Origin of the sequence: Synechococcus sp. CS-197 (assembly GCF_025128215.1) — a bacterium.
Lineage (GTDB): Bacteria > Cyanobacteriota > Cyanobacteriia > PCC-6307 > Cyanobiaceae > Synechococcus_C.
This window is the reverse complement of sequence record NZ_JAHLZC010000004.1, coordinates 20,812-42,908: the sequence shown is the minus strand read 5'-3', so window position 1 is coordinate 42,908 and position 22,097 is coordinate 20,812. Positions and strand designations below refer to the sequence as shown.

Here is a 22,097-nt window from a genome sequence, read left to right as displayed (position 1 = left end):
AAATACTTCACACCTCACGTCATTTCGTCACTGATCGCACCAACTGCGCCAGTTCATCAGCGATCACCAGGGCCCCGCTGCCGCGGCTGCAGCGGCCAGCGGCCTGGGCATGCATCAGCCCCACCGCGGCCAGAGCGGCCCCATCCACCGGGCCAGCGGCGGCCTGCAGCCGTGCTCCCCACCCCCCGGCCAAGCCCGCCAACAGATCCCCGAGCCCGGTGCGTGCAACCTGGCGATCCGTCCCCACCAGCTGATGCACCGATCCGGAGGGGTCTGCGATCACACTGTGTGCCCCTTTGCGCAACACCACCACACCGCTGCGTTCGGCAGCGGCGACGGCGCGTTCCAGCGGAGTGCCCTGATCGCAGCAGGGGAACAGTCGTGCAAATTCCTGAGGGTGGGGGGTGATCCAGGTGGGTCCCCTCCGCTTCAAGAACCAGCGCCAGCCCTCAACCTCCCCGGAGAGTTGATTGAGTGCATCGGCATCAAGCACCAGAAGGCCTGGGAAGGCCAGCAAAGGTTCGGCCCAGCCTCGCCAGACCCCCTCGACGGATCCCAGACCCGGTCCCACAAGCACGGCATCCAGCCGATTGAGATCGCTGCGTTCCAAAGCAGGCCCCCACAGCAGTGATCCATGGCCATCCGACTCGAGTGCGGGCTCCGAGATCACTTCCGGAGCCCATTGCCAGAGCTGTTGATCCACAGCCCTTGGCAGAGCCGCCCGCACACTGCCGGCACCACTGGCCAAAGCCCCTCGCAGCGCAAGGTGCGCTGCGCCGCGGTAGGCGTCGCTGCCGGCAATGAGCAACAAACGTCCACGCTCGTATTTCATCGCCGTGCTGCTCTCAGCAGGAACCGGAAGGGTCTCGAGGTCTCGGCCCCCCACCTGAAGCACGGGGGGAGACACCAGGGAAGCCATCAGCCCTGGCGGGACCCCTGGATCGATGCGATGCACGGTGCCGGCCAGGGGCAAAGCCGCGTCCTGAACCAGTCCTTGCTTGATGAAAGCCACAGTGAGGGTGTCGGAGGCAACGGCGACCGCGGCTCCCAACGAAGCGCCTGAATCACTGTCCAAACCAGCTGGGCAATCCAGGCTGATCAACTGTCCGGGTGCGCAGAGCTGACGCTGCTGCAACAGGTGCGCCACCGGATCGGGCAGGGGTCGCGTCTGGCCGAGACCAAAGAGCGCATCGATCCACAGGGCTGGATCTGCGGGGTCAGGCTCGGACTCCTGCACCGACACCCCCAGCCACAGCAGGTGCCGCCAGTGATCGCGGGTGAGGGACTGCCGCAGAGGCAACGGGGCCCAAACACGCACGGTGATGCCCCTCTCCAGCAACTTTCGGCCCAGAACCAGCCCGTCGCCTCCGTTATGGCCAGGCCCCACAAGCACCAAGACCCCTTGGGCCAGACGCGCTGGACGCTGCAGACACCACTCCGCCATCCTCTGGCCGACCGTTTCCATCAAGGCAGCGACGGGCAGGCCGCTGGCCAGCCACTGCTGCTCCAGCTCCAGCATCTGATCACTGCGAACCAGCAGATGATCAGCATCGACAGCTGGCCAAGGCATGGAGGGGGGCCCATGGGACCTCACTATGGAGAGAGAAGCCCATTTCTGTCCGTCAGCCCATGCCGGCCGCGTTTCCAGTTACCGCCGCCACACCCGCCGGAGCCGAAGCCCTGGATCGCTTGCGCCACTGGCCCGGAGAGCATCGTGTTGCCGTGGGGCTTTCCGGTGGTGTGGACAGCTCTCTCACCGCAGCCTTGCTGGTTGAGGCCGGCTGGGAGGTGGAAGGCCTCACCCTTTGGTTGATGAGCGGGAAGGGAGCCTGCTGCGCGGAGGGATTGGTGGACGCCGCTGGGATCTGCGAGCAACTCGAGATTCCTCATCACGTTGTGGATTCACGTGACACCTTCCAGCGCGAGATCGTGAATGGCCTGATTGAGGGCTACCAGGCCGGCATCACACCCTTGCCCTGTTCGCGTTGCAACCGGGCTGTGAAGTTCTCGCCCATGCTGCAGTGGGCCCAGGAGAAACGCGGTCTCGCTCGGATTGCCACCGGCCATTACGCCCGACTCCGTTTTGACGAGACCACGGGCCGATGGCGCTTGTTGCGCGGCCTTGATGCCCGCAAAGACCAGAGCTACTTCCTCTACGACCTCACCCAGGAGGTGCTGGCCCGCGTGGTGTTCCCCCTTGGAGAACTCACCAAGCCCGACACCCGGTTGGAGGCCGCTCGCCATGGACTGCGCACGGCGGCCAAGCCGGAAAGCCAGGACCTCTGTCTTGCCGATCACCATGGATCGATGCGCGCCTTTCTGGATGCTTACCTGCCTCCGCGGCAAGGGGAAATCGTTCTTCAAGATGGAACGGTCGTGGGAGAACACGACGGCATCGAGCACTTCACCATCGGGCAGCGCAAGGGACTGGGCGTCGCCTGGAGCGAGCCCCTGCACGTGGTTCGCCTCGATGCCGCAATGAACCGGGTCGTCGTCGCGACGCGCGATCAGGCCGGTCGCAGCCACTGTGTTGTGGGCGCGATCAACTGGGTCTCCATGGCGCCACCGGCTCCTGAGCACTCGCAGATGGTGCAGGTGCAGGTGCGCTACCGCAGTGCTCCTGTTCCCGCGCGACTCACCACCATGACTGCGGAAGCTTCGGATGCAGCAGCCGAACGCCCCCACCGCTGCAGGCTTGACTTTGACGAACCCCAGTTCTCGATCACTCCTGGGCAGGCGGCGGTGTTCTACGACGGTGACGCGGTTCTGGGGGGTGGTCTGATCCAGACCTCAGCCTGAAGAGCATTGCGGCGACGATCAACAAAACTCCCACCAGGGGCCACTCGCGCAGTCGCGCGTAAGGAGTCACAACAGCGCTGGGTTGCACCCGCACGTTCAGCAGGCCAGAGCGCATCGCTGGCAACCGGGACAGAAGCTGTCCCTCAGCGTTGATCGCGGCCGTGGGGCCTGTATTGGCAACAGACACCAGCGGGCGGGCCGTCTCCACACTGCGCAGTTGCGCCAGAGCCAAGAACTGTTGCTGCAGCAGCAAGGGATAGGGATCCAGATTGGCCGCTGCGAGGATCCATTGCCCACCCTCAGCAGCCGCTCGGGCGAGGGCCGTGCCGTTGGCAATTTCGTAACAAATGGCGACCTGGGCAGGGGGCCCGCCCCAACGCCAGAGCCTGGAGGCCTCCCCCGGTTCGAGGCCACCCACGGCGGACAACCCCGCCAGGCCTGGCAAGGCCGGAGTCCATTCCCCGAGGGGGACGAGTCGATGCTTATCGATCACGGCGCCAGGAGCACCGCCCTCCCCTTGCACGAGCAGCAGAGCACTGCGCTGACGGCCTGCGACCCAACGAAAACCACCGCTGACGAGAGGAATGGGCTCAACCAGCAGGTTCCCTCGCTGCAGGGGCAAGGTTCCCTCAGGGGCAATCAGCAGTTCAGCCCCATCAGCATCCGCTCGGGTCAAGGCAGCGTGCAGTCGTCGCGGGAACTGGCTCTGGCGCTCCTCGCTGAATTTCTCCCGGGTGGGAATCGCGGGCTGCCACAGCGCCAGGTTCAGGGGGTCTGCAGGGAGAGCCCCACGGTCGGTGCCGACCAGGGCCGCAGCACCAAGACCGTGCAGGAGCGCCAAGCCGACCACGCCGATCCCGAGCAGGCGGTAACGCCTGCGCTCACGATCAGTGCTGACCCATAGCGTCCACAACCACCAGCCCAGAAACAGCTGCAAGGCCGCCAGGCCTCCGGCACCACACCAACGCGCCAATCCACCGAAAGCAGGATCCGAAGGAAACACGCTTCCCCCCACACCGATCCAGAACAGTGGGCCACGCGACAGCAAGGTTTCTCCAAGGCCCCAGAGCAGGGACAACACCAGCGCCTGCAACGCACCTGCACGCCCTGGCAGCAGCCGAACCACCAGACTCCAGGCACTCAACAACAAGGCGGCAGCCAGCCCACAGCTGAGCCAAATCGCTGTTGCCACAGGACGACTGAGAAGCTCTGGCACCCCTAACCAGGTGAGTGGGTGCAAGGCCAGCAGCCAGCGATGACTGATGGCCACGGCCAGCCCCCCCCAAAGTGCTGCGGCCAACGGATGCAACGCCACCGACCACAGCAAGGCCAGCGCGGGAACCATCCACCAAATCCCCGACAGGCTCAGACCAATGCCCGCCAGCACACCTCCCAGCAGAGCCCGAACCAGGATCTGGGATCGGTCATTGCCCATGGTGCCCCCCAGAGGTTGACGCCATCCTGAAGTCACAACGCTCGAGTTCCGCGATGGAGACCGCCAACCCTCTCCAACAGATACTGCTACGAGGCCTCGGCACCACCACCCTGGTGGCCGAACGCCTGCGCGGCGTAACTCAGGACTGGGTGAGCAGTGGCCGCCTCGACGCCAGCCAAGCCTCGGCTCTGGTGGACGACGTGCTCAAAGCTCTGCGGGGCGAAACCCCCGAACTTGAGCAACAGATGGGGCGCAACCTGGAACGCAACCGCGACCACCTTCTGCAGGATCTCGGCGTTGCCAGCCAGAAAGAGCTGGATGAACTGCGCGGCCGCATCGATCGCTTGGAGCAGCAACTCCGTCAGCGCGAACGCCAGGACTGAACCTGCCAGACTCTCCCGGAATCAAGGAAGCTCCAGTGCGCGACATTCTGATCAGTTCTGCTGTTTGCGTGGCGTGCCTCATGGTGGCGCTGGTGAGTCAGGTGGTCGCCCCGTCCACCGTGATTGCAGCACCACCCACCTCCACCGTGCAGGCGTCTGCCGCTCAGACGGCGGACGTGCAAGCCTCCACGGCGATGGAGCTCGACCCTGACGAGACCAATCCAACCCTCTTTGCCATGGCACCCGACTCCAATCAGGCTGATGCGTCCGCTCTCGGAGGCCCGATGAGTGCTGAAAAGCCTGAAATCACAGCCAGCGGTCTGCGGATCACCGACCTTGTGGAGGGCACCGGCGCCGAAGCAACCTCCGGGCAAACCGTGGTGGTGCACTACCGCGGCACGCTCGAAGACGGCCGCCAATTCGACGCCAGCTATGACCGTGGCACGCCGTTCAGTTTCCCCCTCGGTGCCGGCCGTGTGATCAAGGGTTGGGACGAAGGGGTCCAGGGCATGAAGGTGGGCGGCAAGCGCAAGCTGGTGATCCCCCCCGATCTGGGCTACGGAACCCGTGGTGCCGGTGGCGTGATTCCCCCCAACGCCACGCTGATCTTTGAGGTGGAGTTGCTGGAAGTGAAGGGCTGAGCCCGCCAAGCGGGCAACAGCTGAAGGTCACGCACTGTCGTTAGGATCCCGTCGCTCGGTTGCCCTTCCCATGGCCCATACCCTCCCTGCGCTGCCCTACGCCCTCGATGCGCTGGAGCCCCACATCTCCCGCTCCACGCTCGAGTTCCACCACGGCAAGCACCACAACGGTTACGTCACCAACCTGAATAAGGCGATCGAGGGCACGGATCTCGACGGCAAAAGCCTCGAAGAAGTGATCTCCGCTGTGTCCGGTGACGCCAGCAAGGCCGGCGTGTTCAACAACGCTGCCCAGGTTTGGAACCACAGCTTCTACTGGCAGTGCATGAAGCCCGGTGGTGGTGGTCAGCCCAGTGGAGCCCTCCTCGACAAGATCAACGCTGACTTCGGCAGCTACGACGCCTTCGTTGAGCAGTTCAAGGCTGCTGGTGCCACCCAGTTCGGCAGCGGCTGGGCCTGGTTGATCGTCGAGAACGGCACGCTCAAGATCACCAAAACCGCCAACGCTGATCTTCCTCTGGCCCACGGTCAGAAGGCTCTGCTCACCATGGACGTGTGGGAGCACGCCTACTACCTCGACTATCAGAACCGCCGCCCCGATTACATCACCACCTACCTCGAGAAGCTGGTGAATTGGGATTTCGTGGCCGCCAACCTGGCTGCCGCCTGATCCGGCGCTGAGCGAACCGTGAGCCCCCGCAAAGCGGGGGCTTTTTTATGGCGCGATCAAATCGCGCAGCCCCTGCTCCACATTGTCTTGACGCATCAAGGCTTCGCCCACGAGCACCGCACCGGCACCACTGCGTTGCACACGATTCAAGTCGGCACGCGCAAACAAACCCGATTCACTGACGAGGAAGGCGTCCTGCGCGCGCAGGCGATCCGCAAACTGTTGCGTGAGCGCTTCTGTGGTTGCCAGATCCGTCTCAAAGCTGGTGAGGTCGCGGTTATTGATGCCGATGAGAGGAAAGCCTCCAAGGGTGAGAATGCGCTCCATCTCCGCGGCATCGTGCACTTCCACCAGCACGGTGAGACCCAGGGTGGCGGCCACCTTCTGGAGATAGGCGAGATCCTGGTCCGTGAGGATGGCAGCAATCAGCAGAGCCGCATCGGCACCAGCCGCACGCGCCTGGTAAAGCTGATGGGGACTGAGGATGAAGTCCTTGCAGAGCAACGGCAGGTCCACGGCTTCGCGCACAGCAACCAGCACATCGAAGCCACCCTGAAAAAAGGTGCGATCCGTGAGCACGGACAGACAACTGGCCCCACCAGCGGCATAGGCCTTGGCGATGGCAACGGGATCGAAATCCTCACGAATCACCCCTTTGCTGGGACTGGCCTTCTTAACTTCAGCAATCACTGCAGGAGCCACAGGGGCCTGACGCAACGCTCCCAGAAAGTCCAGCGCCGGTGGCAGTTCAGCAACCCGTGCCTTCAACTGCACCAGTGGCATGCGCTGGCGGGCGGTTTCGATCTCGCGATCCTTTTCCCAGACAATCTTCTCGAGAATGTTGCGCGGTTCACCATCCTGGTGGGGGATGGCGTATTCGAGATGGGCCACCTGAACCTTGGGGTTGGGCGGTCGACGACGGATCTCCATAGCAGATGCGGAACGAAAGGAATCAGGCAGGTGTGAGAAGGGAGGCTGCCGCCTGCTTGTAAGCCACCTCCACAACCTCACTGAGGGTGGGATGGGTATGCACTTCGGTGGAGAGCTGACGCACGCTCTGGCGACGGGCCACGGCATTCGCCACCTCTTGGATCAGATCGGCGGCATGCAGGCCATAGATGTGGGCTCCCAGCACCTCTCCAGAGGCCTTGTTGAACAGAAGCTTCATCAGACCGTCGCTGTCGAGTTCAGCGAGCGCTTTGGAATTGGCCTTGAAGTAACTGCGCACCACCCCCAGCTCAAATCCCTGATCAGCCGCCAACTGCTTGGCATCGGCCTCACTGAGGCCCACCGAACTGATCTCTGGATGGGTGAAGGTGGCAGCAGGAATGCTGCGGTAATCGATCTCGCGGCTGTGGCCAAGAATGTTGTCGATCGCCACCGTCCCCTGCGCCGCAGCCGTGTGCGCCAGCATCAGTTTGCCGGTGACATCACCAACGGCCCAAAGGTGGGGGACCGGCTGCCCGTTGGCCAGCACCTGCATGCGGTCATTGATCGGCACAAAGCCGCGTTGGGTTTCCACACCGAGCTTGTCCAGGTTGAGGTTGCGGCTGCTCGGAACCCGGCCAGTGGCCACCAGCACGGCATCCACCTCGAGGGTCTCCACAGGCTCACGGGTCTTCATGTCGACCAGATCGATCTGGACCGGAGCTCCGGGTTTGATCGATTGGGCCAGCACCCCGGATCGCGCATCAATGTCCCGTCCGTCAATCAAATGACGTGCCGCGATGCGGGTGATGTCGGGATCAAAGGTCGGCATCACCCGATCCAATGCCTCGATCATCGTGACCTCGCAGCCGAGAGCCGTATAGACGTCGGCGAATTCCAGGCCGATATAGCCACTGCCGATGATGGCGAGCCAGCGCGGCAGCCACTCCAGGCTGACGGCCTCATCACTGGTGAACACGCTGCGACCATCGGTCTCGATCCCGGGCGGAACGAACGGATCCGATCCTGTGGCCAGGATCACGTCCTTGCCGGTGATCACACGGTCCACGCCGCTGATTTCCCTCACGCCCACGGCCTGAGCCGACTCCAAACGCCCCTGACCGCGAATGATCGTCACCCCAGCCCTTTCCAGGGTTTTGGTGAGGTTGCCGCGAATCGTGGCGACCAGTTGATTGGCGTGATCCGCAATTTTCTGGCGCTCGAAACGCACCGGGGCGGCATGGATCCCGAAACCGGCCAGATGGTCGGCATCGGCCAGCTCGCGCACACGGCCTGAAGCGGCGAGCAGAGCCTTGGAAGGAACACAGCCGCGGTTCACACAGGTTCCGCCCATGTCGCGCGACTCGATGATCGCCACCTTCAGGCCATGCTCGGCAGCATGCTTCGCTGCATCGAAACCGCCGTAACCGGCACCGATCACGATCACATCGAAGTCGAAACTGGCGTCGCTCACCCGGACTGCTGCATGGGAGCCGTCATTGTCGCCCGTCGTCGTTCCAAGAGCAGGGGTACGGCGGCAGCTGCCACATTCAATGACTCCACTTTGCGGCCATGAGGAAGGGTGACGCCATGGCTGCAACAGCCCAGCAGCTGGGGATGCAAGCCAGCCCCCTCATTACCGAGCACCAGCACGGTGGGGCGACACCAGTCCAATTGCCAATAGGGCTGAACCGGAAGACCGGCTGCTGCATCCGGCACAAGGGTGGCCACCACCTGCAGTCCCCTGGTTCTCGCATCCTTCAGGGCAGTGGCCAGTTGTTCAACACCCTGGGCGTCGGTAGGGCCGAAGCGTCGGTAGGGCATTGAGAGGAGTGCTCCGGCAGCGGACCGCACCACTTTCGAGCCCAGTGGATCAGCTCCGGCCCCCATCCAGACCTGCTCAACATCGGCTGCCAGAGCTGTTCTCAGCAGGGTTCCCACATTGCCAGGATCCTGCAGGCGATCGAGGGCAAGAACAAAGTTTGGGTGGGGACCTGCGGCCGGCAAAGACTTGAGCGGCCAGAGACAGGCGACTCCGTCGGGGTGCACGGTGGTCAGAGCAGCTCCGAGCGCTTCGGGCGTCATCAACTGCACCTGAACCGGTCCTGGCAACTGGGCCAGCAAGTCCCGATGGCGCTGAAGCCAGAGCGGCGTGACCAAAACAGACAGGGGGTCGGTCCACGCCTCGCCCTGGGCGAGCAGCTCCTGCACCTGATGCGTTCCCTCGAGCAACACGCACTGCTCACTCTCCCGACCGGCCTTGCTCTGCAACGAGCGAATGCGTTTGATCAGGGGATTGCGCCGACTCGAAATCGGCTCACCCTCAGCCCCTGCAATCACTGGCACGTCAGAAGCTGGTGTGCTTCCGCACCTTCATGCCTTCGTGAATCGCCAGATCTGATCCATCAATATCCAAACCATTGACAGCAGCGATCTCACCTTTCAGTCCTTCGGCGGCGAGATTCTCAACCATTTTTTTGATCACCTGATCCTCAACCGCAGACACATCAACGGAATCGGGAGTTAAAAACTCAAGGAACTTGCCAACCTTCGCCGCCACCACCTCAGAAGAGTTGGAAATCTTCAGTACGATCATGGTCAGCAGTTAGAGGCTCTAGCTCTAACAACATAGTGCGGATGGGGAGACTTGAACTCCCACGACATTGCTGCCACTAGTACCTGAAACTAGCGCGTCTACCAATTCCGCCACATCCGCTGGCGTGTGTCGCGTAGGCGACCAAATGACCATAGGTCATCGAAGGGCCACCTCTCCAGGCGTGATCAAGCCAGTTTGAGCGCCGGCCGTCTAGACGGTCTCAGGCGATCTCGTCAAGATGGGGCGACTTCCGCAAGAAAGCGAGGAATGACGACCGCGGCGCCTCCGTCTCAGGACATTCTCAAGCCGCACCTCGCAATCGATGGTGGACACAGTCTTCAGGGAGAACTGAAGGTCAGTGGAGCCAAGAACTCAGCCCTGGTGTTGATGACGGCCTCCCTGCTCACGGCTGAACGTCTCACTCTTCACAACGTTCCACCCCTCACCGACATCGACGGGATGGAAAACATCCTGGTGTCCCTTGGAGTGAAGGTTCATCGCCGCTCAGAAACTGTCGAACTCGAGGCGTCCCATCTCACAAGCGCCGAACCCCCCTACGACCTAGTGAATGGGCTGAGGGCCAGCTTTTTTGCGATTGGTTCCATCCTCGCCCGGATGGGGTACGCCAAGGTGCCCCTCCCTGGCGGCTGCCGCATCGGCGCACGGCCTGTAGTGGAGCACATCCGCGGTTTGAAAGCCTTGGGCGCATCGGTCTCCGTGGAGCACGGTGTCGTCACAGCGGCCGTTCCCGGCGAGGGCAAGCGGCTCAAAGGGGCGTCCATCGTGTTGGACTGCCCGAGCGTGGGCGCCACGGAAACAATCCTGATGGCCGCGACTCTGGCTGAAGGCACCAGCGTGATTGAAAACGCTGCTCAGGAGCCTGAGGTTCAGGATCTTGCCAACCTCCTCAATGCCATGGGGGCGCGCATCACCGGCGCGGGTGGTCCCACAATCACGATTCACGGGGTGGAGGCCTTGCACGGGTGTGAGTACTCCGTGATTCCTGATCGCATCGAGGCTGGAACCTTTCTGCTCGCAGCGGCCATCACCCGTTCCCGGCTGCGGGTTGCACCGGTTGTGCCCGAGCATCTGAATGCTGTGCTGCAGAAACTGCGGGACTGTGGCTGTGAGCTTGAGATCGACGGGGACGGCATCACGATCACCCCTGGAACGATCAAGGGCGTGGACATCACCACCCAGCCCTTCCCCGGTTTTCCCACGGATCTACAGGCTCCCTTCATGGCGCTGCTGGCCACGGCTTCTGGCACGAGCGTGATCACCGAGAAGATCTACGAAAACAGGATGCAACACGTGGCCGAGCTGCAGAGGATGGGCGCAGCCATCCGCATCCAGGGGAGCACCGCCATTGTTGAGGGTGTCCCGAGCCTCAGTGCTGCCCCAGTGAACGGCACGGATCTCAGGGCAGCGGCTGCCATGGTTCTTGCAGGCCTCGTGGCTCGAGGCAGCAGCCAGGTGAGTGGCCTTAACCATCTCGATCGGGGTTATGCCGGAATCGAAGCCAAACTGCGTGCCTGCGGTGCGGTGCTCGAACGGCACCTGCCCTGACCAGAGGGCACGGGGTGGTCGCTTAAGGTCATGAACGGGGGAGCGTGCCGGAATTGGTAGACGGACTCGACTCAAAATCGAGCGCCTTCGGGCATGTGGGTTCAAGTCCCACCGCTCCTACTTCACCTCCAGCGAATCGCACCGGGCGCTGAGAGACTGATCTGCTCAATCTCCCGAACGGAGAACCGATCGCACAGCGTCATGGTGGAGCCCAAGGCTGATTCGAAGTCCACAGCGGTGATGGGCACCTACAACCGCTTTCCCTTGTCCCTCGTGAAGGGGCGGGGTTGCTGGGTGTGGGATGACCAGAACCGTCGCCACCTCGATGCCGTTGCAGGAATTGCCACCTGCACCCTCGGCCACAGCGATCGAGTCCTGCGGCGTGCCCTCACCCGTCAGCTGCGCACGCTGCAGCACGTTTCCAATCTTTACCAAATTCCCGAACAGGAACAACTGGCGCAGTGGCTGGTGGCCAACAGCTGCGCGGACAGCGTGTTCTTCTGCAATTCAGGTGCCGAAGCCAACGAAGCCGCCATCAAACTGGCCCGCAAGCACGGCCACCAGCGCCGCGGAATCGACCGGCCCGTCATCATCACGGCATCGGCCAGTTTTCATGGCCGAACGCTGGCTGCCGTGAGTGCCACCGGTCAACCGCGGTATCACCAAGGGTTCGAACCCATGGTGGAAGGATTCGAATTCTTCCCCTACAACGACGGCGACGCCTTTGAGCAGCTGCTGATGCAGCTGGAGCACAACGGCCCGAAGGTGGCGGCTGTTCTGATCGAGCCACTTCAAGGCGAAGGCGGTGTGAATCCAGGCGATCCCGCTGTGATGCAGCGCATCCGCAAACTCTGCAGCGAGCGCGACATCCTGCTGATCTTCGATGAGGTGCAGGTGGGCATGGGCCGCACCGGCACGCTCTGGGGCTACCAACAACTCGGTGTCACACCGGATGCTCTCACCCTGGCCAAAGGGCTTGGCGGTGGACACGTGATCGGCGCCCTGCTGGTGAGTGAGCACGCTGATGTGTTCGAACCCGGTGATCACGCCAGCACCTTTGGAGGCAATCCCTTCGCCTGCCGTGCGGGTCTCACGGTGGCCAGCGAACTGCAGCGCCGCGACCTACTGAAGAACGTCCAGATGCGGGGACAGCAATTGCAGGACGGTCTGAATCACCTCGTGGAGCGCTATCCCGACCACCTGGCGGGATGCCGTGGCTGGGGACTGCTGCAGGGTTTGGTTCTTCGCGACACCTGCGGATATTCAGCCGCCGATGTGGTGAAGGCCGCCCTTGAAGAGCAACTGCTGCTGGTGCCTGCCGGCGCCGCGGTGGTGCGCATGGTGCCCCCGCTGGTGATTGGACCGAGGGAAATCCAGAGCTTGCTGACCCGACTGGATCGGGCTCTCCAGCATCTGATGTGAATCCACTCCAGCCTGGATCCAGCCGAGATGATCTGGATGATCTGCTGCCGCGCTTCGATCTCCGGGGGATGGACCTCTCCCTCCAGCGCATGCAGGAGGCCCTGAAGGAACTGCAGCATCCGGCAGCGGCGGTCCCCGCAGTGCAAGTGGTGGGGACCAATGGCAAGGGATCCATCGCCTGCTTCATTCATCACGGCCTGATCGCCGCGGGACTGCGCTCAGGCCTCACCGTCTCGCCCCACCTGCTGAGCTGGTGCGAACGCATCCGCGTGAACGACCAACTGATCACCATCGAGGAGCTGCGCAGCCTGCTGCAGGGACTGCAGCCGGTGGTGACCACCTGCCGGCTCACCCCCTTCGAACAGCTGATCTGTGCAGCCCTGGTGCACTTTGAAGCCCAACGCCCCGACTGGTTGGTGCTGGAGGCCGGTCTGGGAGGCCGGCTGGATGCCACCACAGCCCATCCCCATCGCCCCCTGATCGCGATCGGTGCCATCGGCCTGGACCACAGGGAACATCTCGGAACCACCCTGGAGGCGATCGCAACCGAGAAAGCCGCGGCCATTCCTCCAGGAAGCCATGTGGTGAGTGCGGCACAGCTCCCGGAGGTGCAGCGCGTGCTGGAGCGCACGGCTGCAGCTGTGAACGCCAGTTTGCGCTGGGTGGAACCGCTGGCCAACGATTGGACGCTCGGGCTGCCCGGAGAACTGCAGCGGAGCAATGCCGCCGTGGCCAGAGCTGCTCTGGAATGGATCGGTGGCGATGCCAGCGAGAGCATCAGCGTCGCTGCCATGCGCAAGGGCTTTGCGGCAGCGCGCTGGCCGGGCCGACTTCAGTGGATGCAATGGCAGGGCCGGCGCCTGCGCGTTGATGGAGCCCACAATCCGCCCGCTGCCGCCGCCTTGGCCAAGGAGCGTTGCCGCTGGAGAGCTGCCGATCAAGCGCAGAGCTGGGTGCTGGCGATCCAGGCCCACAAACAGGCCCCGGCCATGCTCAAGCACCTGCTTCAGCCCAAGGATCAGGCCTGGATCATTCCCGTTCCCGAGCACCGCAGCTGGAGCTTGGAGCAGCTGCAGCATGCCGCTCCGGAGCTCGCCCACCAGCTCAGGGGCGCCGCCAATGCCACAGAGGCCTTCCACCAACTCGAACACGACGGCTGGCCCCAGGCAGCCCCGGTGGTGGCTGGTTCGTTGTACCTGATCGGTCATCTGCTGGAGACGCATCAGCTGCAGGCAGAGTGAACCGATGCCGAGCCCGTCGTTCATGCCCTCGCTGCTGAAACTCATCACCGCCATCACCCTGGTGATCGCCGTCCTGTGCGATCCCGCCATGGCGCTGGACACCTCAGCCGGGGTTGGCCTTCAGGACAGAGCCTTGTTTCAGGAACGGGTGGACTACACCTTGACCAATCAAAACGGCGTTGATTTTCATAATCAGGCCCTCAGCAACACCTCTTTTGCCGGCGCGGCGGGCAAGGGCGCTGATTTCAGCGGGGCCAATCTGCAGGGGGCCATCTTCACCCAGGGTGCCTTTGCCGATGCCAACTTCCATGGCGCCGACCTCAGTGATGCCCTCATGGATCGTGCGGATTTCACCGGAACGGACCTGCGAGATGCCGTCTTGATCGGGGTGATCGCTTCCGGAAGCAGCTTTGCCGGCGCTCAGGTGGATGGAGCTGATTTCAGCGACGCCCTGCTGGACCGGGATGACCAGCGCAGGCTCTGCCAGGAGGCCGAAGGTGTGAACCCCACCACCGGCGTGCTCACCCGCGACAGCCTCAGCTGCTGAATCCGCCGAGCTTCCCGGGGTTGAGCAGACCTGCTGGATCCAAGCGTTGCTTTGCGGCCACCTGATCGCCATCCACAACGCCGAGCCCTCCGCCCTCCACGGTGAGCACGTGCGGGTTGAAAATCAGCGCCCCAAGGTCGCGGCACTGTTGCATCAAACGCTCCAACGCATCCGCCCCGCGCCAGCGCACGAGTGGCAGGGCCGCAAGCCGCTGAACACCCTGCTGTCGCACAGCTTCCAGGTGAATGAGCACATCCCCGCCCCAGGTTTGCTTCAGCGCATGCAGGCAGTCCAGTTCCGGTTGGGGAAGCAGCATCTGCAGGTAAGTCCAGTCGGGGTCGTGCTGGCGCAGATGCAGGGTGGTGTGGTTCCAGGTCAGCTCCCGCAGGCCATGGCCGGCATGGTGCTGTTCCGCCTCGGAAAACACCACGGCCGCACCACAGTCGGCCGCCAACTGCTCCACCGTGCTCACCGCATCAGGAGCCACCAGCAGGAGCACACGATCCGCTTTTGTCTCCGGGACATCCCAGGCCGGTAACTGAGCCACCACGTCAGCCTCCAGCACGGTGCAGAGGTGGAGATCCAACGCTGATCCGCAGCAGCGTTGCGCCAGCTCCACAGCGGATGGCCAGTCAACGCAGTCGATCACCATTTCCTGCCAAGCAACCGCAGGGGCGGTGGCGAGCGTGAGTGCGGTGATGATCCCGTTGGTCCCGTAGGCGTGATTCAACGCCTCCGCCTCGGCGGCCTCCAACTGGAGGCGTTTGGGCTCCGGCTCCATCGTCACCACCTCAAGACCGAGCAGGTGACCTGGATCGCGCAGAAACCCCCAGCGCACCGAACCGATTCCGCCGGAGCCGCCGGCGATGAAGCCACCGATCGTGGCACTGCGCCATGTACTGGGCAACAGGCGCAGCTGACGGCCATGCCCTCGCAGCATCTGATCGAGATCTTTGAGGAGACAGCCGCATTCCACCGTGACGACGCCGGTGGTCGCCTCAATCCTGCGAACCGCACGCAGACGTCCCATCAGCATCACCACCCCTCCCTCGAGGGGGACGCTCTGTCCGTAGTTGCCGGTGCCGGCGCCCCTGAGGGTGAGCGCAATGCCATGACGACAGCACGCCGCAGCCACAGCGGCCACAGCCTCCACCGTGTCTGGGCGCACCACCAGCGCAGCCCGACAGGACGCCAGCCGCTCCCGCAACACCGGTGAGTAGTCGTAAGCGTCTTTGGAGTAGCGATCCAGATCTTCGGGCCGCTCAAGCAGGGTGAGATCTGGCACCGCCGCCAGTTCCGCACGCAACATCTCAGGAACCATGGACGTCACGATCAAGGGAACGCACGTTCAATCCTGGACCCAGACGCCACCCGCCAGCACCTGGCGCTGGGGAGGAGCCGAGAGCAGTTCGGGCCAGCCACCGGTGGGCACATGGATCAGATCCGCAGGAGCACCTGGGCGAAAGACTCCATCCCAAGCCAAGTCCAGCAAACGGGCGGCATCCGTGCTGAACGGAGCCATCCCCTCGTCATCCCAGGGAGCCAGCTGAGCCAGGGGAACACCCATGGCCATCAAGGCCAGGGGGTCCAGGTTCCCGCCTGGAAACCAGGGATCCTGCACGTTGTCTCCCCCCACGGCCACACACACACCGCAATCACGCAACTGGCGAATCGGAGCGAGGGGCCTTTGCAGTGGTGTGGCCTGCCCGCGACGCCCGAGCAGCCATCCATTGGTGAGTGGCAGAGCCACCACCCGTAACTGATGCTCTGCCATCCGCACCCCCAAACGCTGCAGGGAGGCTGGATTCAGCAGCGAAAGGCTGCTGGCATGGCTGCAGGTGATCGGCACCGACACCGTCATCGTGCGCAGGACCCGCAGCAGTTGCCGAACCCCGGCCGCAGGATGCTCCGACGCCTCATCGATGTGCAGATCAACGGGGCAGCCATGGCGCTCCGCCAGTGCCAGAAGCCGTCGCAGCGCCTGGCGGGGGGCCCTGCCCCGACAAGGTGGTTCGATCACACCACCGATCACGCCTCCGGCCGCTGCAACCTGGGAGGCCAGATGCTCTCCCTCCGGAGTGGACCAATGGGCGATGGGTACGAGCGCCACCAGCTGGAGCTCAATGCGCCCCTTCCAGCGCTGACGCGCGCTTGTCAGCACCTCCCAGCTGCAGGCGGCCCCTGGCCCCAAACTGTCGATATGCGAGCGAATGGCCCGCAGGCCATGGCGCCAGGCCAAGGCCAGCGCTCGCTCACTGCGCTCATGAACCCGCTCAGCCGTGCGCGTGCGATGTTCGCGCATGTTGGCGTCCATCGCTCCGGCGTACGTCCCTGTTGGATTTGGGAAGTCGGACCAGGAGAAGGCCTTATCGAGATGGCCATGGGGCTCGACCAGGCGGGGCAGCACCAGGCCCTGGGCGTCGGCGACAGGCAAGACGGAGGTGATTCGGCCCTCCAGCCAACGCAGCTCTACGGACAGCAGGCCGTCGGCAGGCCGCTCTGCTGCTACGCCAGCAGGCCAATCAACAAGGCTGACCGGGCAGCGGCTGCGCAGAGATCCAGCGGCTTGCCCGCTCATTCCAAGTCTCCAGAATCCGACTGGGTCTGCAGGACCAAAAACCGACCCGCGACCCCCAAGGTCGTGACGGAGTAACGGGGAAGACGCAAGGTGGGCAGCAGGTCCTGTCCCCCCACCGTGGTCACAAAGACACTGGCCACGCCCAGATTCCAGCGCCGTGTGAACTGGTTGGCCAGCGACGCCAGCGCAGCCTCCTGGTCGGCGATCAAGCGGGGGCAGTCTTTAATCCAGAGCTGCAGCACCAAGGGGAGCGTGCGCTGCGAGCAAAGCTCGTCGGTCGCCAGACCGACCAGCTGGGTGCCGGCATGAGCGCCGTACTCCTCCTTGGTGGGGTTGGTGACAGCCAAGGCGGTCACGCTTCCACCAAGCAAAAGCGCCATGGCAATCGCAGTGGCCGGAGACCAGCGCCGATGGACGGAGGACGTACGCAGGGCCTGGGGGGCGGATTGGTAGATTCTTACCGACGCGGCGGGCGTCGCCAAGTGGTTAAGGCAGCGGCTTGTGGCGCCGCTATTCGGGGGTTCGAATCCCCTCGCTCGCCCTTTCATTCCATGATTCATGAAGCCAACAGGGCTTTGAGCAGAGCATCAGCTCCCTGTCGGATCGGATCAACGCAAGGCAGCGACAACGTTTCGCTGAGTTCTGCGCTGGAACGCTCACACTCCGCATCGCTCAGGTGTGCGGTGTTCAGGGCCACCGCTCGCACCCTGGGTGGAGGTCCTGCGTCTTGCGGACGACCGATCGACGCAAGCCCCTCACAAAGCTGAATGAGATCCCCCAAGGGAGGAAGGGCAATCTCCGGCAGACGATGAATGCAGCTCTGCTGGGCGCGATGCACCAGCAAAAGGGCTGTGGGCTGGCTACCGCGCAGAAGGGGCAGGGTGGCCGTCGACCCGGGATGGCAGAGCGATCCCTGCCCTTCCACCAGCACCAGCCCCGTGTCAGGCAGCGTTGAGGCGGCATCCATCACCGCGGCTTCCACCGCTCCAGCGGCGTAATCCACCCGTATCGCATCCAAGGGAACACCGCTGCCGCTGATCAGGATCCCGGCCTGGCCGGTGCCCACAAAAGCTGAGCACACGCCGGCGCGGAGCGCCGCCTCATGCACCGCCAGGCAAGCACTCATCTTGCCCACGGCCATGTCGGTGCCAACGGCCAGCACGCGCTTGCAGGGCAACGCGGCAGCCCTGGCCTGCGCAACCCTCAGTCCCTTGGGCTCACAGCGGAGATCCCAGATCCAGCGTCCAGGCCGAATCGCCGCACTGAGCTCCGGATCATCCGCCAGGTGGGTATGCAACCCACTGGCCACCGACAGTCCCGCCTTGAGAGCCTGCAACACATCCGACCTCAGCGCCTCCGGCAGCACCCCACCGGAGGGAGCGAGGCCCACCACGGCCACAGACGGTCGAAAGGGGAGAGCCTCAGCCAGATCCTTCACCACAGGAACAGACCTGGAAATCCCGGTCACCGTCTCCAAGCACTGGCCAGCATGGTCTGGATCAATCACCGCAACGATCGGTCCGCGTCGATGCCGCAACATCGCCAATCCGGTTTTGCCGGTGAGGCTGTTGAGACCGGCGTGCTGAAGCAGCACCACGGGATCCTGATCAGCAAGCATCAGGAGGCCTCCAGCGGTGCAACGCCCAATCCGGATCCGTGCGGAGGCAGAAGTTGATCCCCCTTGAGCGGCAATCCGCTGTAAGGGTCATCCACCAGATTGAGGTGACTGTCGAGATCAGGCCAGCGGATGCAGGCCAGCAACTGCGCTGCAGCGGCATTCAGCAACGTGCTGTCGGAATAGCAGCCCACCATCAGATCCAGATCAAGCCGCTCCGCCACCTGGGCCATCAGCCAGGCCTCCGTGAGACCACCGGTCTTGAGCAGCTTGAGATTGACGCCATCCACATGGGGAGCCAAGCGCAGCAGATCCTTGAGATCCCAACAGCTTTCATCGGCCACCAAGGGCAGATTGCAGAACGGACGCAGCGCTGCAAATCCCTGCAGATCCTCCTCTGGATCAAGACGAGCGGGCAGAGGTTGCTCGAGCAACACCACCCCCGCCTGCTCCAGGTCCACCTGCATCGCCTTGGCCTGCTCCAGCGTCCAGCCTCCGTTGGCATCCACCTGAAGTTCGTGGGCCACGGCCATCCGCTGAGAGCGCTCGTCCAGGGCGATGGCCACGGCCTGCAACAGGGCGCGGTCATGCTCGAGCCCCTCCGGACTGCCGAGCTTGAGCTTGATTCGGGTGGCCGGCATCTGACGCCACCAGCGCTGAAGGCGCTCCAGAACCTTCTCAACAGAGGCCAGACCAAGGGTGACGCTCGTGGCCACCCCCCTGGTGCCATCCAACGCAAACAGTTTCCAGATCGGTTGCCCCAGCTGCCGACCCCACCAGTCCCAGAGGGCCAGATCCACAGCACACCGTGCCGGCGGAGACAGGGGGGCCAGCCAAGGTTCGATGGAATGACGGTCCTCAGGGTTCAAGGACTCCAAGGTGGGCAACAGAGCCTGGAGTTCAGCCTCGATGGCCTCCAGCGCATAGGCGCGATGGCCCGTATCCAGCCCGCCGGTTTCGCCGAACCCCACAGTTCCGCCATGGTTTAGGCGAAGTTCCAGGCGTTCCACGACAGACGTGGTTCCCCTGCTGATCGCCAGAGGGACCGCCTTGGTGAGCGGAAATCGACGCAGACTCCAGCCCATGGCCCGCGAGCACCAATCCACAAGCTGGCACAGCACCGCCGTATCCGACACTGAAAGCAGCGTTCGACACCGCCGATCCTTCGGACGGCTCTCTGCCTTGACCGTGACCGCCTCGCCCACCACCGCAATGCTGCCGAGCCGGGAGCGTGGCAGCTACTGGATCACCACCTTCGGCTGCCAGATGAACAAGGCCGATTCCGAGCGCATGGCTGGGATTCTTGAATCCATGGGCTACCGAGAGGCGAGTGCCGAGCTGGATGCCGATCTGGTGCTCTACAACACGTGCACCATCCGCGATAACGCGGAGCAGAAGGTGTACAGCTACCTGGGACGCCAGGCGCAACGCAAACGCACGAATCCGAATCTCACTTTGGTGGTGGCAGGCTGTGTGGCGCAGCAGGAAGGTGAATCGCTGCTCAGGCGGGTGCCGGAGCTCGACCTGGTGATGGGGCCCCAGCACGCCAACCGCCTCGAAACGCTTCTGCAGCAAGTGGACAGCGGCCAGCAAGTGGTGGCCACCGAAGAGCACCACATTCTTGAAGACATCACCACCGCCCGGCGCGACAGCAGCATCTGCGGCTGGGTGAATGTGATTTACGGCTGCAACGAGCGCTGCACCTACTGCGTGGTTCCTTCTGTTCGCGGCAAGGAGCAGTCACGGCTTCCAGACGCCATCAAGCTTGAGATGGAGGGGCTCGCGGCCCAGGGCTTCAAGGAGATCACCCTGTTGGGGCAGAACATCGACGCCTATGGGCGCGATCTGCCAGGCATCACCCCCGAAGGACGCCGCCAGCACACCCTCACCGATCTGCTCCATCACGTCCACGACGTGGAGGGCCTGGAGCGGATCCGCTTTGCCACCAGTCATCCCCGCTATTTCACCGATCGACTGATCGATGCCTGCGCCGACCTGCCCAAACTCTGCGAGCACTTCCACATCCCCTTTCAAAGCGGTGATAACGATGTGCTGAGAGCCATGGCCCGGGGCTACACCGTGGAGCGCTACAGGCGCATCATCGACAGAATCCGCGAGCGCATGCCCGATGCCTCGTTGAGCGCCGATGTGATCGTGGCCTTCCCGGGTGAAACCGATGCCCAATACAGGCGCACCCTGGCCCTGATCGAAGAGATCGGCTTCGACCAGGTGAACACGGCCGCCTATTCACCGCGGCCCAACACCCCTGCCGCCGATTGGGACAACCAGCTGCCTGAAGACATCAAAGTGGAGCGTCTCAGGGAAATCAATGCCCTGGTGGAACGCTGCGCGCGGGAACGCAACGGGCGCTACGCCGGCCGCGTGGAAGAGGTGCTGGCTGAAGGCATCAACCCCAAAGATCCCTCCCAGTTGATGGGTCGCACCCGCACCAACAGACTTACCTTCTTCAGTGCAACCGGAGCTGACGACCGGCGGTATCAGGCCGGTGATCTGGTGAACGTGCACATCGATGCCGTGCGTTCCTTCTCCCTCAGTGGCACTCCTCTGAACTGCTGATACGTTGCGGGGCAACCCGACGCACCGACACCGCTCCCATGCCGACATCCCTTCTCCGCGTTGGCGTGGTGTTCGGAGGAGCATCCGGCGAACATGCCGTGTCGATTCGATCGGCCCGCACGGTGATCGAGGCGTTCAGCGCCCCGGAGAATCAGGAGCGGTTCGCCGTGATTCCGCATTACATCGATCGCGAGGGTCGCTGGTGGGGCCCGGCGGTGGCCGAACGTGCACTGGAGCAGAACAAGGCCCTCGACGCCCATGAGCTCCCCCAGCCTCTGCCTGCTCCGGGACTGCGTCACTGGCCGGTGGATCCCGACAGCGTGGACCTCTGGTACCCAGTGCTGCACGGTCCCAACGGGGAAGACGGAACGGTGCAGGGTCTGTTCACGCTGATGAACAAACCCTTCGTGGGCTCCGGGGTGCTCGGGTCGGCAGTGGGAATGGACAAACTGGCGATGAAGGCCGCCTTTGCTGCCGCTGGTCTGTCCCAGGTTCCCTACATGGGCCTGACTGCCGCCGACCTGGAGGATCCGGAGCGACTGGAGCAGCTGCTGACCCGCGTGGAGCAGGAGCTGGGTTACCCCTGTTTCGTCAAACCCGCCAACCTGGGTTCATCGGTGGGCATCACCAAAGCGAACAACAGAGATGAGCTGCTGGCGGGCTTGCACCAGGCGGCCGCACTCGACCCCAGGCTGCTCGTTGAACAGGGCGTGAACGCCAGAGAACTGGAATGTGCCGTGTTGGGGCGTCGGCATCTGCGGGCCTCCGTGGTGGGGGAGATTCGCTTTGACGCCGATTGGTACGACTATGAGACCAAGTACACCGAGGGGCGCAGTCACACGCTGATTCCCGCGCCTCTCCCAGCCTTGGTGAGCCAGCAGATCCAGGCCATGGCCATCCGGGCTTGCCATGCCGTGCATGCCTTTGGCCAGGCCCGCGTGGACGTGTTCTACGACGAAACCTCGGGCGAGATCTGGCTCAATGAAATCAACACCCTGCCGGGCTTCACCTCCCAGAGCATGTATCCCACGCTCTGGGCCGCCTCAGGTATCCCATTGCCGCAATTGGTGGCAGAGCTGGTCGATACGGCGCAAGAATGA

At 63.6% G+C, this 22,097-nt stretch carries 21 protein-coding genes and 3 tRNA genes; 12 read left to right on the top strand and 12 right to left on the bottom strand.

What is annotated here, in order from left to right:
• Positions 1-19 precede the first annotated feature (19 nt).
• Positions 20-1,570 (bottom strand): bifunctional ADP-dependent NAD(P)H-hydrate dehydratase/NAD(P)H-hydrate epimerase, encoded by a 1,551-nt coding sequence (locus KQ296_RS00335; RefSeq protein WP_011933635.1) that lies wholly within the window; start codon positions 1,568-1,570, stop codon positions 20-22.
• 59 nt (positions 1,571-1,629) lie between these two features.
• On the opposite strand from KQ296_RS00335, the gene mnmA reads away from it, so the two are divergent.
• A complete protein-coding gene (gene mnmA / locus KQ296_RS00330) occupies positions 1,630-2,799 on the top strand; it encodes a tRNA 2-thiouridine(34) synthase MnmA (protein ID WP_011933636.1) in 1,170 nt (389 codons plus the stop codon).
• Here mnmA and KQ296_RS00325 read toward each other — a convergent pair.
• Complete coding sequence (locus KQ296_RS00325) at positions 2,723-4,234, bottom strand: apolipoprotein N-acyltransferase (RefSeq protein ID WP_011933637.1); 1,512 nt, start codon at positions 4,232-4,234, stop codon at positions 2,723-2,725. The two genes, mnmA and KQ296_RS00325, sit on opposite strands and share 77 nt — an antisense overlap.
• 53 nt (positions 4,235-4,287) lie before the next feature.
• Between KQ296_RS00325 and KQ296_RS00320 the strand changes: the two genes are divergently transcribed.
• The 3 genes from KQ296_RS00320 to KQ296_RS00310 all read left to right on the top strand — a co-directional run bounded on the left by KQ296_RS00320 (position 4,288) and on the right by KQ296_RS00310 (position 5,928).
• Positions 4,288-4,617 (top strand): phasin family protein, encoded by a 330-nt coding sequence (locus KQ296_RS00320; RefSeq protein WP_011933638.1) that lies wholly within the window; start codon positions 4,288-4,290, stop codon positions 4,615-4,617.
• 35 nt (positions 4,618-4,652) lie between these two features.
• Positions 4,653-5,258, top strand: a complete 606-nt coding sequence (locus tag KQ296_RS00315; protein WP_011933639.1) for an FKBP-type peptidyl-prolyl cis-trans isomerase — start codon at positions 4,653-4,655, stop codon at positions 5,256-5,258.
• 70 nt (positions 5,259-5,328) lie between these two features.
• A complete protein-coding gene (locus tag KQ296_RS00310) occupies positions 5,329-5,928 on the top strand; it encodes a superoxide dismutase (protein WP_011933640.1) in 600 nt (199 codons plus the stop codon).
• Between the two features lie 45 nt (positions 5,929-5,973).
• On the opposite strand, the gene trpC is transcribed toward KQ296_RS00310, so the two are convergent.
• From trpC to KQ296_RS00285, 5 genes are all read right to left on the bottom strand, one after another.
• Complete coding sequence (gene trpC, locus KQ296_RS00305) at positions 5,974-6,858, bottom strand: indole-3-glycerol phosphate synthase TrpC (protein WP_011933641.1); 885 nt, start codon at positions 6,856-6,858, stop codon at positions 5,974-5,976.
• A gap of 22 nt (positions 6,859-6,880) precedes the next feature.
• Positions 6,881-8,329 carry a dihydrolipoyl dehydrogenase gene (gene lpdA / locus KQ296_RS00300; RefSeq protein WP_011933642.1) on the bottom strand — a complete coding sequence of 483 codons (1,449 nt, stop codon included), beginning with the start codon at positions 8,327-8,329 and terminating at the stop codon, positions 6,881-6,883.
• Positions 8,326-9,201, bottom strand: coding sequence for an RNA methyltransferase (locus KQ296_RS00295; RefSeq protein ID WP_259726277.1), 876 nt, complete (start codon positions 9,199-9,201; stop codon positions 8,326-8,328). The genes lpdA and KQ296_RS00295 overlap by 4 nt, the downstream gene beginning before the upstream one ends.
• A gap of 1 nt (position 9,202) precedes the next feature.
• The gene (locus KQ296_RS00290) at positions 9,203-9,451 is read right to left on the bottom strand and encodes a hypothetical protein (RefSeq protein ID WP_186471558.1); all 249 of its coding nucleotides are present in this window, start codon (positions 9,449-9,451) and stop codon (positions 9,203-9,205) included.
• A gap of 36 nt (positions 9,452-9,487) precedes the next feature.
• Positions 9,488-9,571: transfer RNA gene (locus KQ296_RS00285), tRNA-Leu, on the bottom strand.
• 147 nt (positions 9,572-9,718) lie between these two features.
• Here KQ296_RS00285 and murA point away from each other — a divergent pair.
• The 5 genes from murA (at position 9,719) to KQ296_RS00260 (ending at position 14,227) form a co-directional block, all read left to right on the top strand.
• Positions 9,719-11,017: a UDP-N-acetylglucosamine 1-carboxyvinyltransferase gene (gene murA, locus KQ296_RS00280; RefSeq protein ID WP_259726276.1), complete on the top strand. Its 1,299-nt coding sequence runs from the start codon at positions 9,719-9,721 to the stop codon at positions 11,015-11,017.
• A gap of 38 nt (positions 11,018-11,055) precedes the next feature.
• Positions 11,056-11,137 (top strand) — tRNA-Leu (locus tag KQ296_RS00275).
• A gap of 81 nt (positions 11,138-11,218) precedes the next feature.
• Positions 11,219-12,439: an aspartate aminotransferase family protein gene (locus KQ296_RS00270; protein ID WP_011933645.1), complete on the top strand. Its 1,221-nt coding sequence runs from the start codon at positions 11,219-11,221 to the stop codon at positions 12,437-12,439.
• Positions 12,436-13,680: a folylpolyglutamate synthase/dihydrofolate synthase family protein gene (locus KQ296_RS00265; RefSeq protein WP_011933646.1), complete on the top strand. Its 1,245-nt coding sequence runs from the start codon at positions 12,436-12,438 to the stop codon at positions 13,678-13,680. The genes KQ296_RS00270 and KQ296_RS00265 overlap by 4 nt, the downstream gene beginning before the upstream one ends.
• A 22-nt stretch (positions 13,681-13,702) precedes the next feature.
• Complete coding sequence (locus KQ296_RS00260) at positions 13,703-14,227, top strand: pentapeptide repeat-containing protein (RefSeq protein ID WP_011933647.1); 525 nt, start codon at positions 13,703-13,705, stop codon at positions 14,225-14,227.
• Here KQ296_RS00260 and KQ296_RS00255 read toward each other — a convergent pair.
• Genes KQ296_RS00255 through KQ296_RS00245 form a run of 3 tightly spaced genes read right to left on the bottom strand, consistent with a single transcriptional unit; the run spans position 14,217 to position 17,185 of the window.
• Complete coding sequence (locus KQ296_RS00255; protein WP_011933648.1) at positions 14,217-15,548, bottom strand: FAD-binding oxidoreductase; 1,332 nt, start codon at positions 15,546-15,548, stop codon at positions 14,217-14,219. The two genes, KQ296_RS00260 and KQ296_RS00255, sit on opposite strands and share 11 nt — an antisense overlap.
• Positions 15,549-15,575: 27 nt before the next feature.
• On the bottom strand, positions 15,576-16,805 hold the full coding sequence (locus tag KQ296_RS00250; RefSeq protein ID WP_011933649.1) for an amidohydrolase family protein: 1,230 nt from the start codon (positions 16,803-16,805) through the stop codon (positions 15,576-15,578).
• Entirely contained in the window at positions 16,802-17,185 is a 384-nt protein-coding gene (locus KQ296_RS00245) for a DUF4359 domain-containing protein (RefSeq protein ID WP_041428631.1), read from the bottom strand. Before KQ296_RS00245 ends, KQ296_RS00250 begins: the two co-directional genes overlap by 4 nt.
• Before the next feature lie 88 nt (positions 17,186-17,273).
• Between KQ296_RS00245 and KQ296_RS00240 the strand changes: the two genes are divergently transcribed.
• A tRNA-His gene (locus KQ296_RS00240) sits at positions 17,274-17,346 on the top strand.
• A 15-nt stretch (positions 17,347-17,361) separates the two neighbouring features.
• On the opposite strand, the gene KQ296_RS00235 is transcribed toward KQ296_RS00240, so the two are convergent.
• Together KQ296_RS00235 and KQ296_RS00230 are read right to left on the bottom strand one after the other, a co-directional pair.
• Positions 17,362-18,423, bottom strand: coding sequence for a DUF1611 domain-containing protein (locus KQ296_RS00235; protein WP_011933651.1), 1,062 nt, complete (start codon positions 18,421-18,423; stop codon positions 17,362-17,364).
• Positions 18,423-19,505 carry a dipeptide epimerase gene (locus KQ296_RS00230; RefSeq protein WP_011933652.1) on the bottom strand — a complete coding sequence of 361 codons (1,083 nt, stop codon included), beginning with the start codon at positions 19,503-19,505 and terminating at the stop codon, positions 18,423-18,425. The genes KQ296_RS00235 and KQ296_RS00230 overlap by 1 nt, the downstream gene beginning before the upstream one ends.
• A gap of 127 nt (positions 19,506-19,632) precedes the next feature.
• Between KQ296_RS00230 and miaB the strand changes: the two genes are divergently transcribed.
• Positions 19,633-20,997 (top strand): tRNA (N6-isopentenyl adenosine(37)-C2)-methylthiotransferase MiaB, encoded by a 1,365-nt coding sequence (gene miaB / locus KQ296_RS00225; RefSeq protein ID WP_011933653.1) that lies wholly within the window; start codon positions 19,633-19,635, stop codon positions 20,995-20,997.
• A 38-nt stretch (positions 20,998-21,035) separates the two neighbouring features.
• Positions 21,036-22,097 (top strand): D-alanine--D-alanine ligase family protein, encoded by a 1,062-nt coding sequence (locus tag KQ296_RS00220; protein WP_011933654.1) that lies wholly within the window; start codon positions 21,036-21,038, stop codon positions 22,095-22,097.

What these genes read in the sequence shown, in the direction of transcription:
- trpC (WP_011933641.1), bottom strand. Translation starts at nt 6,858, where the DNA reads ATGGAGATCCGTCGTCGACCGCCCAACCCCAAGGTTCAGGTGGCCCAT.
- KQ296_RS00320 (WP_011933638.1), top strand. Translation starts at nt 4,288, where the DNA reads ATGGAGACCGCCAACCCTCTCCAACAGATACTGCTACGAGGCCTCGGC.
- murA (WP_259726276.1), top strand. Translation starts at nt 9,719, where the DNA reads ATGACGACCGCGGCGCCTCCGTCTCAGGACATTCTCAAGCCGCACCTC.
- KQ296_RS00220 (WP_011933654.1), top strand. Translation starts at nt 21,036, where the DNA reads ATGCCGACATCCCTTCTCCGCGTTGGCGTGGTGTTCGGAGGAGCATCC.
- mnmA (WP_011933636.1), top strand. Translation starts at nt 1,630, where the DNA reads ATGCCGGCCGCGTTTCCAGTTACCGCCGCCACACCCGCCGGAGCCGAA.
- KQ296_RS00230 (WP_011933652.1), bottom strand. Translation starts at nt 19,505, where the DNA reads ATGGGCTGGAGTCTGCGTCGATTTCCGCTCACCAAGGCGGTCCCTCTG.
- KQ296_RS00335 (WP_011933635.1), bottom strand. Translation starts at nt 1,570, where the DNA reads ATGCCTTGGCCAGCTGTCGATGCTGATCATCTGCTGGTTCGCAGTGAT.
- KQ296_RS00255 (WP_011933648.1), bottom strand. Translation starts at nt 15,548, where the DNA reads ATGGTTCCTGAGATGTTGCGTGCGGAACTGGCGGCGGTGCCAGATCTC.
- KQ296_RS00325 (WP_011933637.1), bottom strand. Translation starts at nt 4,234, where the DNA reads ATGGGCAATGACCGATCCCAGATCCTGGTTCGGGCTCTGCTGGGAGGT.
- KQ296_RS00250 (WP_011933649.1), bottom strand. Translation starts at nt 16,805, where the DNA reads ATGAGCGGGCAAGCCGCTGGATCTCTGCGCAGCCGCTGCCCGGTCAGC.
- KQ296_RS00245 (WP_041428631.1), bottom strand. Translation starts at nt 17,185, where the DNA reads ATGGCGCTTTTGCTTGGTGGAAGCGTGACCGCCTTGGCTGTCACCAAC.
- KQ296_RS00235 (WP_011933651.1), bottom strand. Translation starts at nt 18,423, where the DNA reads ATGCTTGCTGATCAGGATCCCGTGGTGCTGCTTCAGCACGCCGGTCTC.
- miaB (WP_011933653.1), top strand. Translation starts at nt 19,633, where the DNA reads ATGCTGCCGAGCCGGGAGCGTGGCAGCTACTGGATCACCACCTTCGGC.
- KQ296_RS00260 (WP_011933647.1), top strand. Translation starts at nt 13,703, where the DNA reads ATGCCCTCGCTGCTGAAACTCATCACCGCCATCACCCTGGTGATCGCC.
- KQ296_RS00310 (WP_011933640.1), top strand. Translation starts at nt 5,329, where the DNA reads ATGGCCCATACCCTCCCTGCGCTGCCCTACGCCCTCGATGCGCTGGAG.
- KQ296_RS00290 (WP_186471558.1), bottom strand. Translation starts at nt 9,451, where the DNA reads ATGATCGTACTGAAGATTTCCAACTCTTCTGAGGTGGTGGCGGCGAAG.
- KQ296_RS00270 (WP_011933645.1), top strand. Translation starts at nt 11,219, where the DNA reads ATGGTGGAGCCCAAGGCTGATTCGAAGTCCACAGCGGTGATGGGCACC.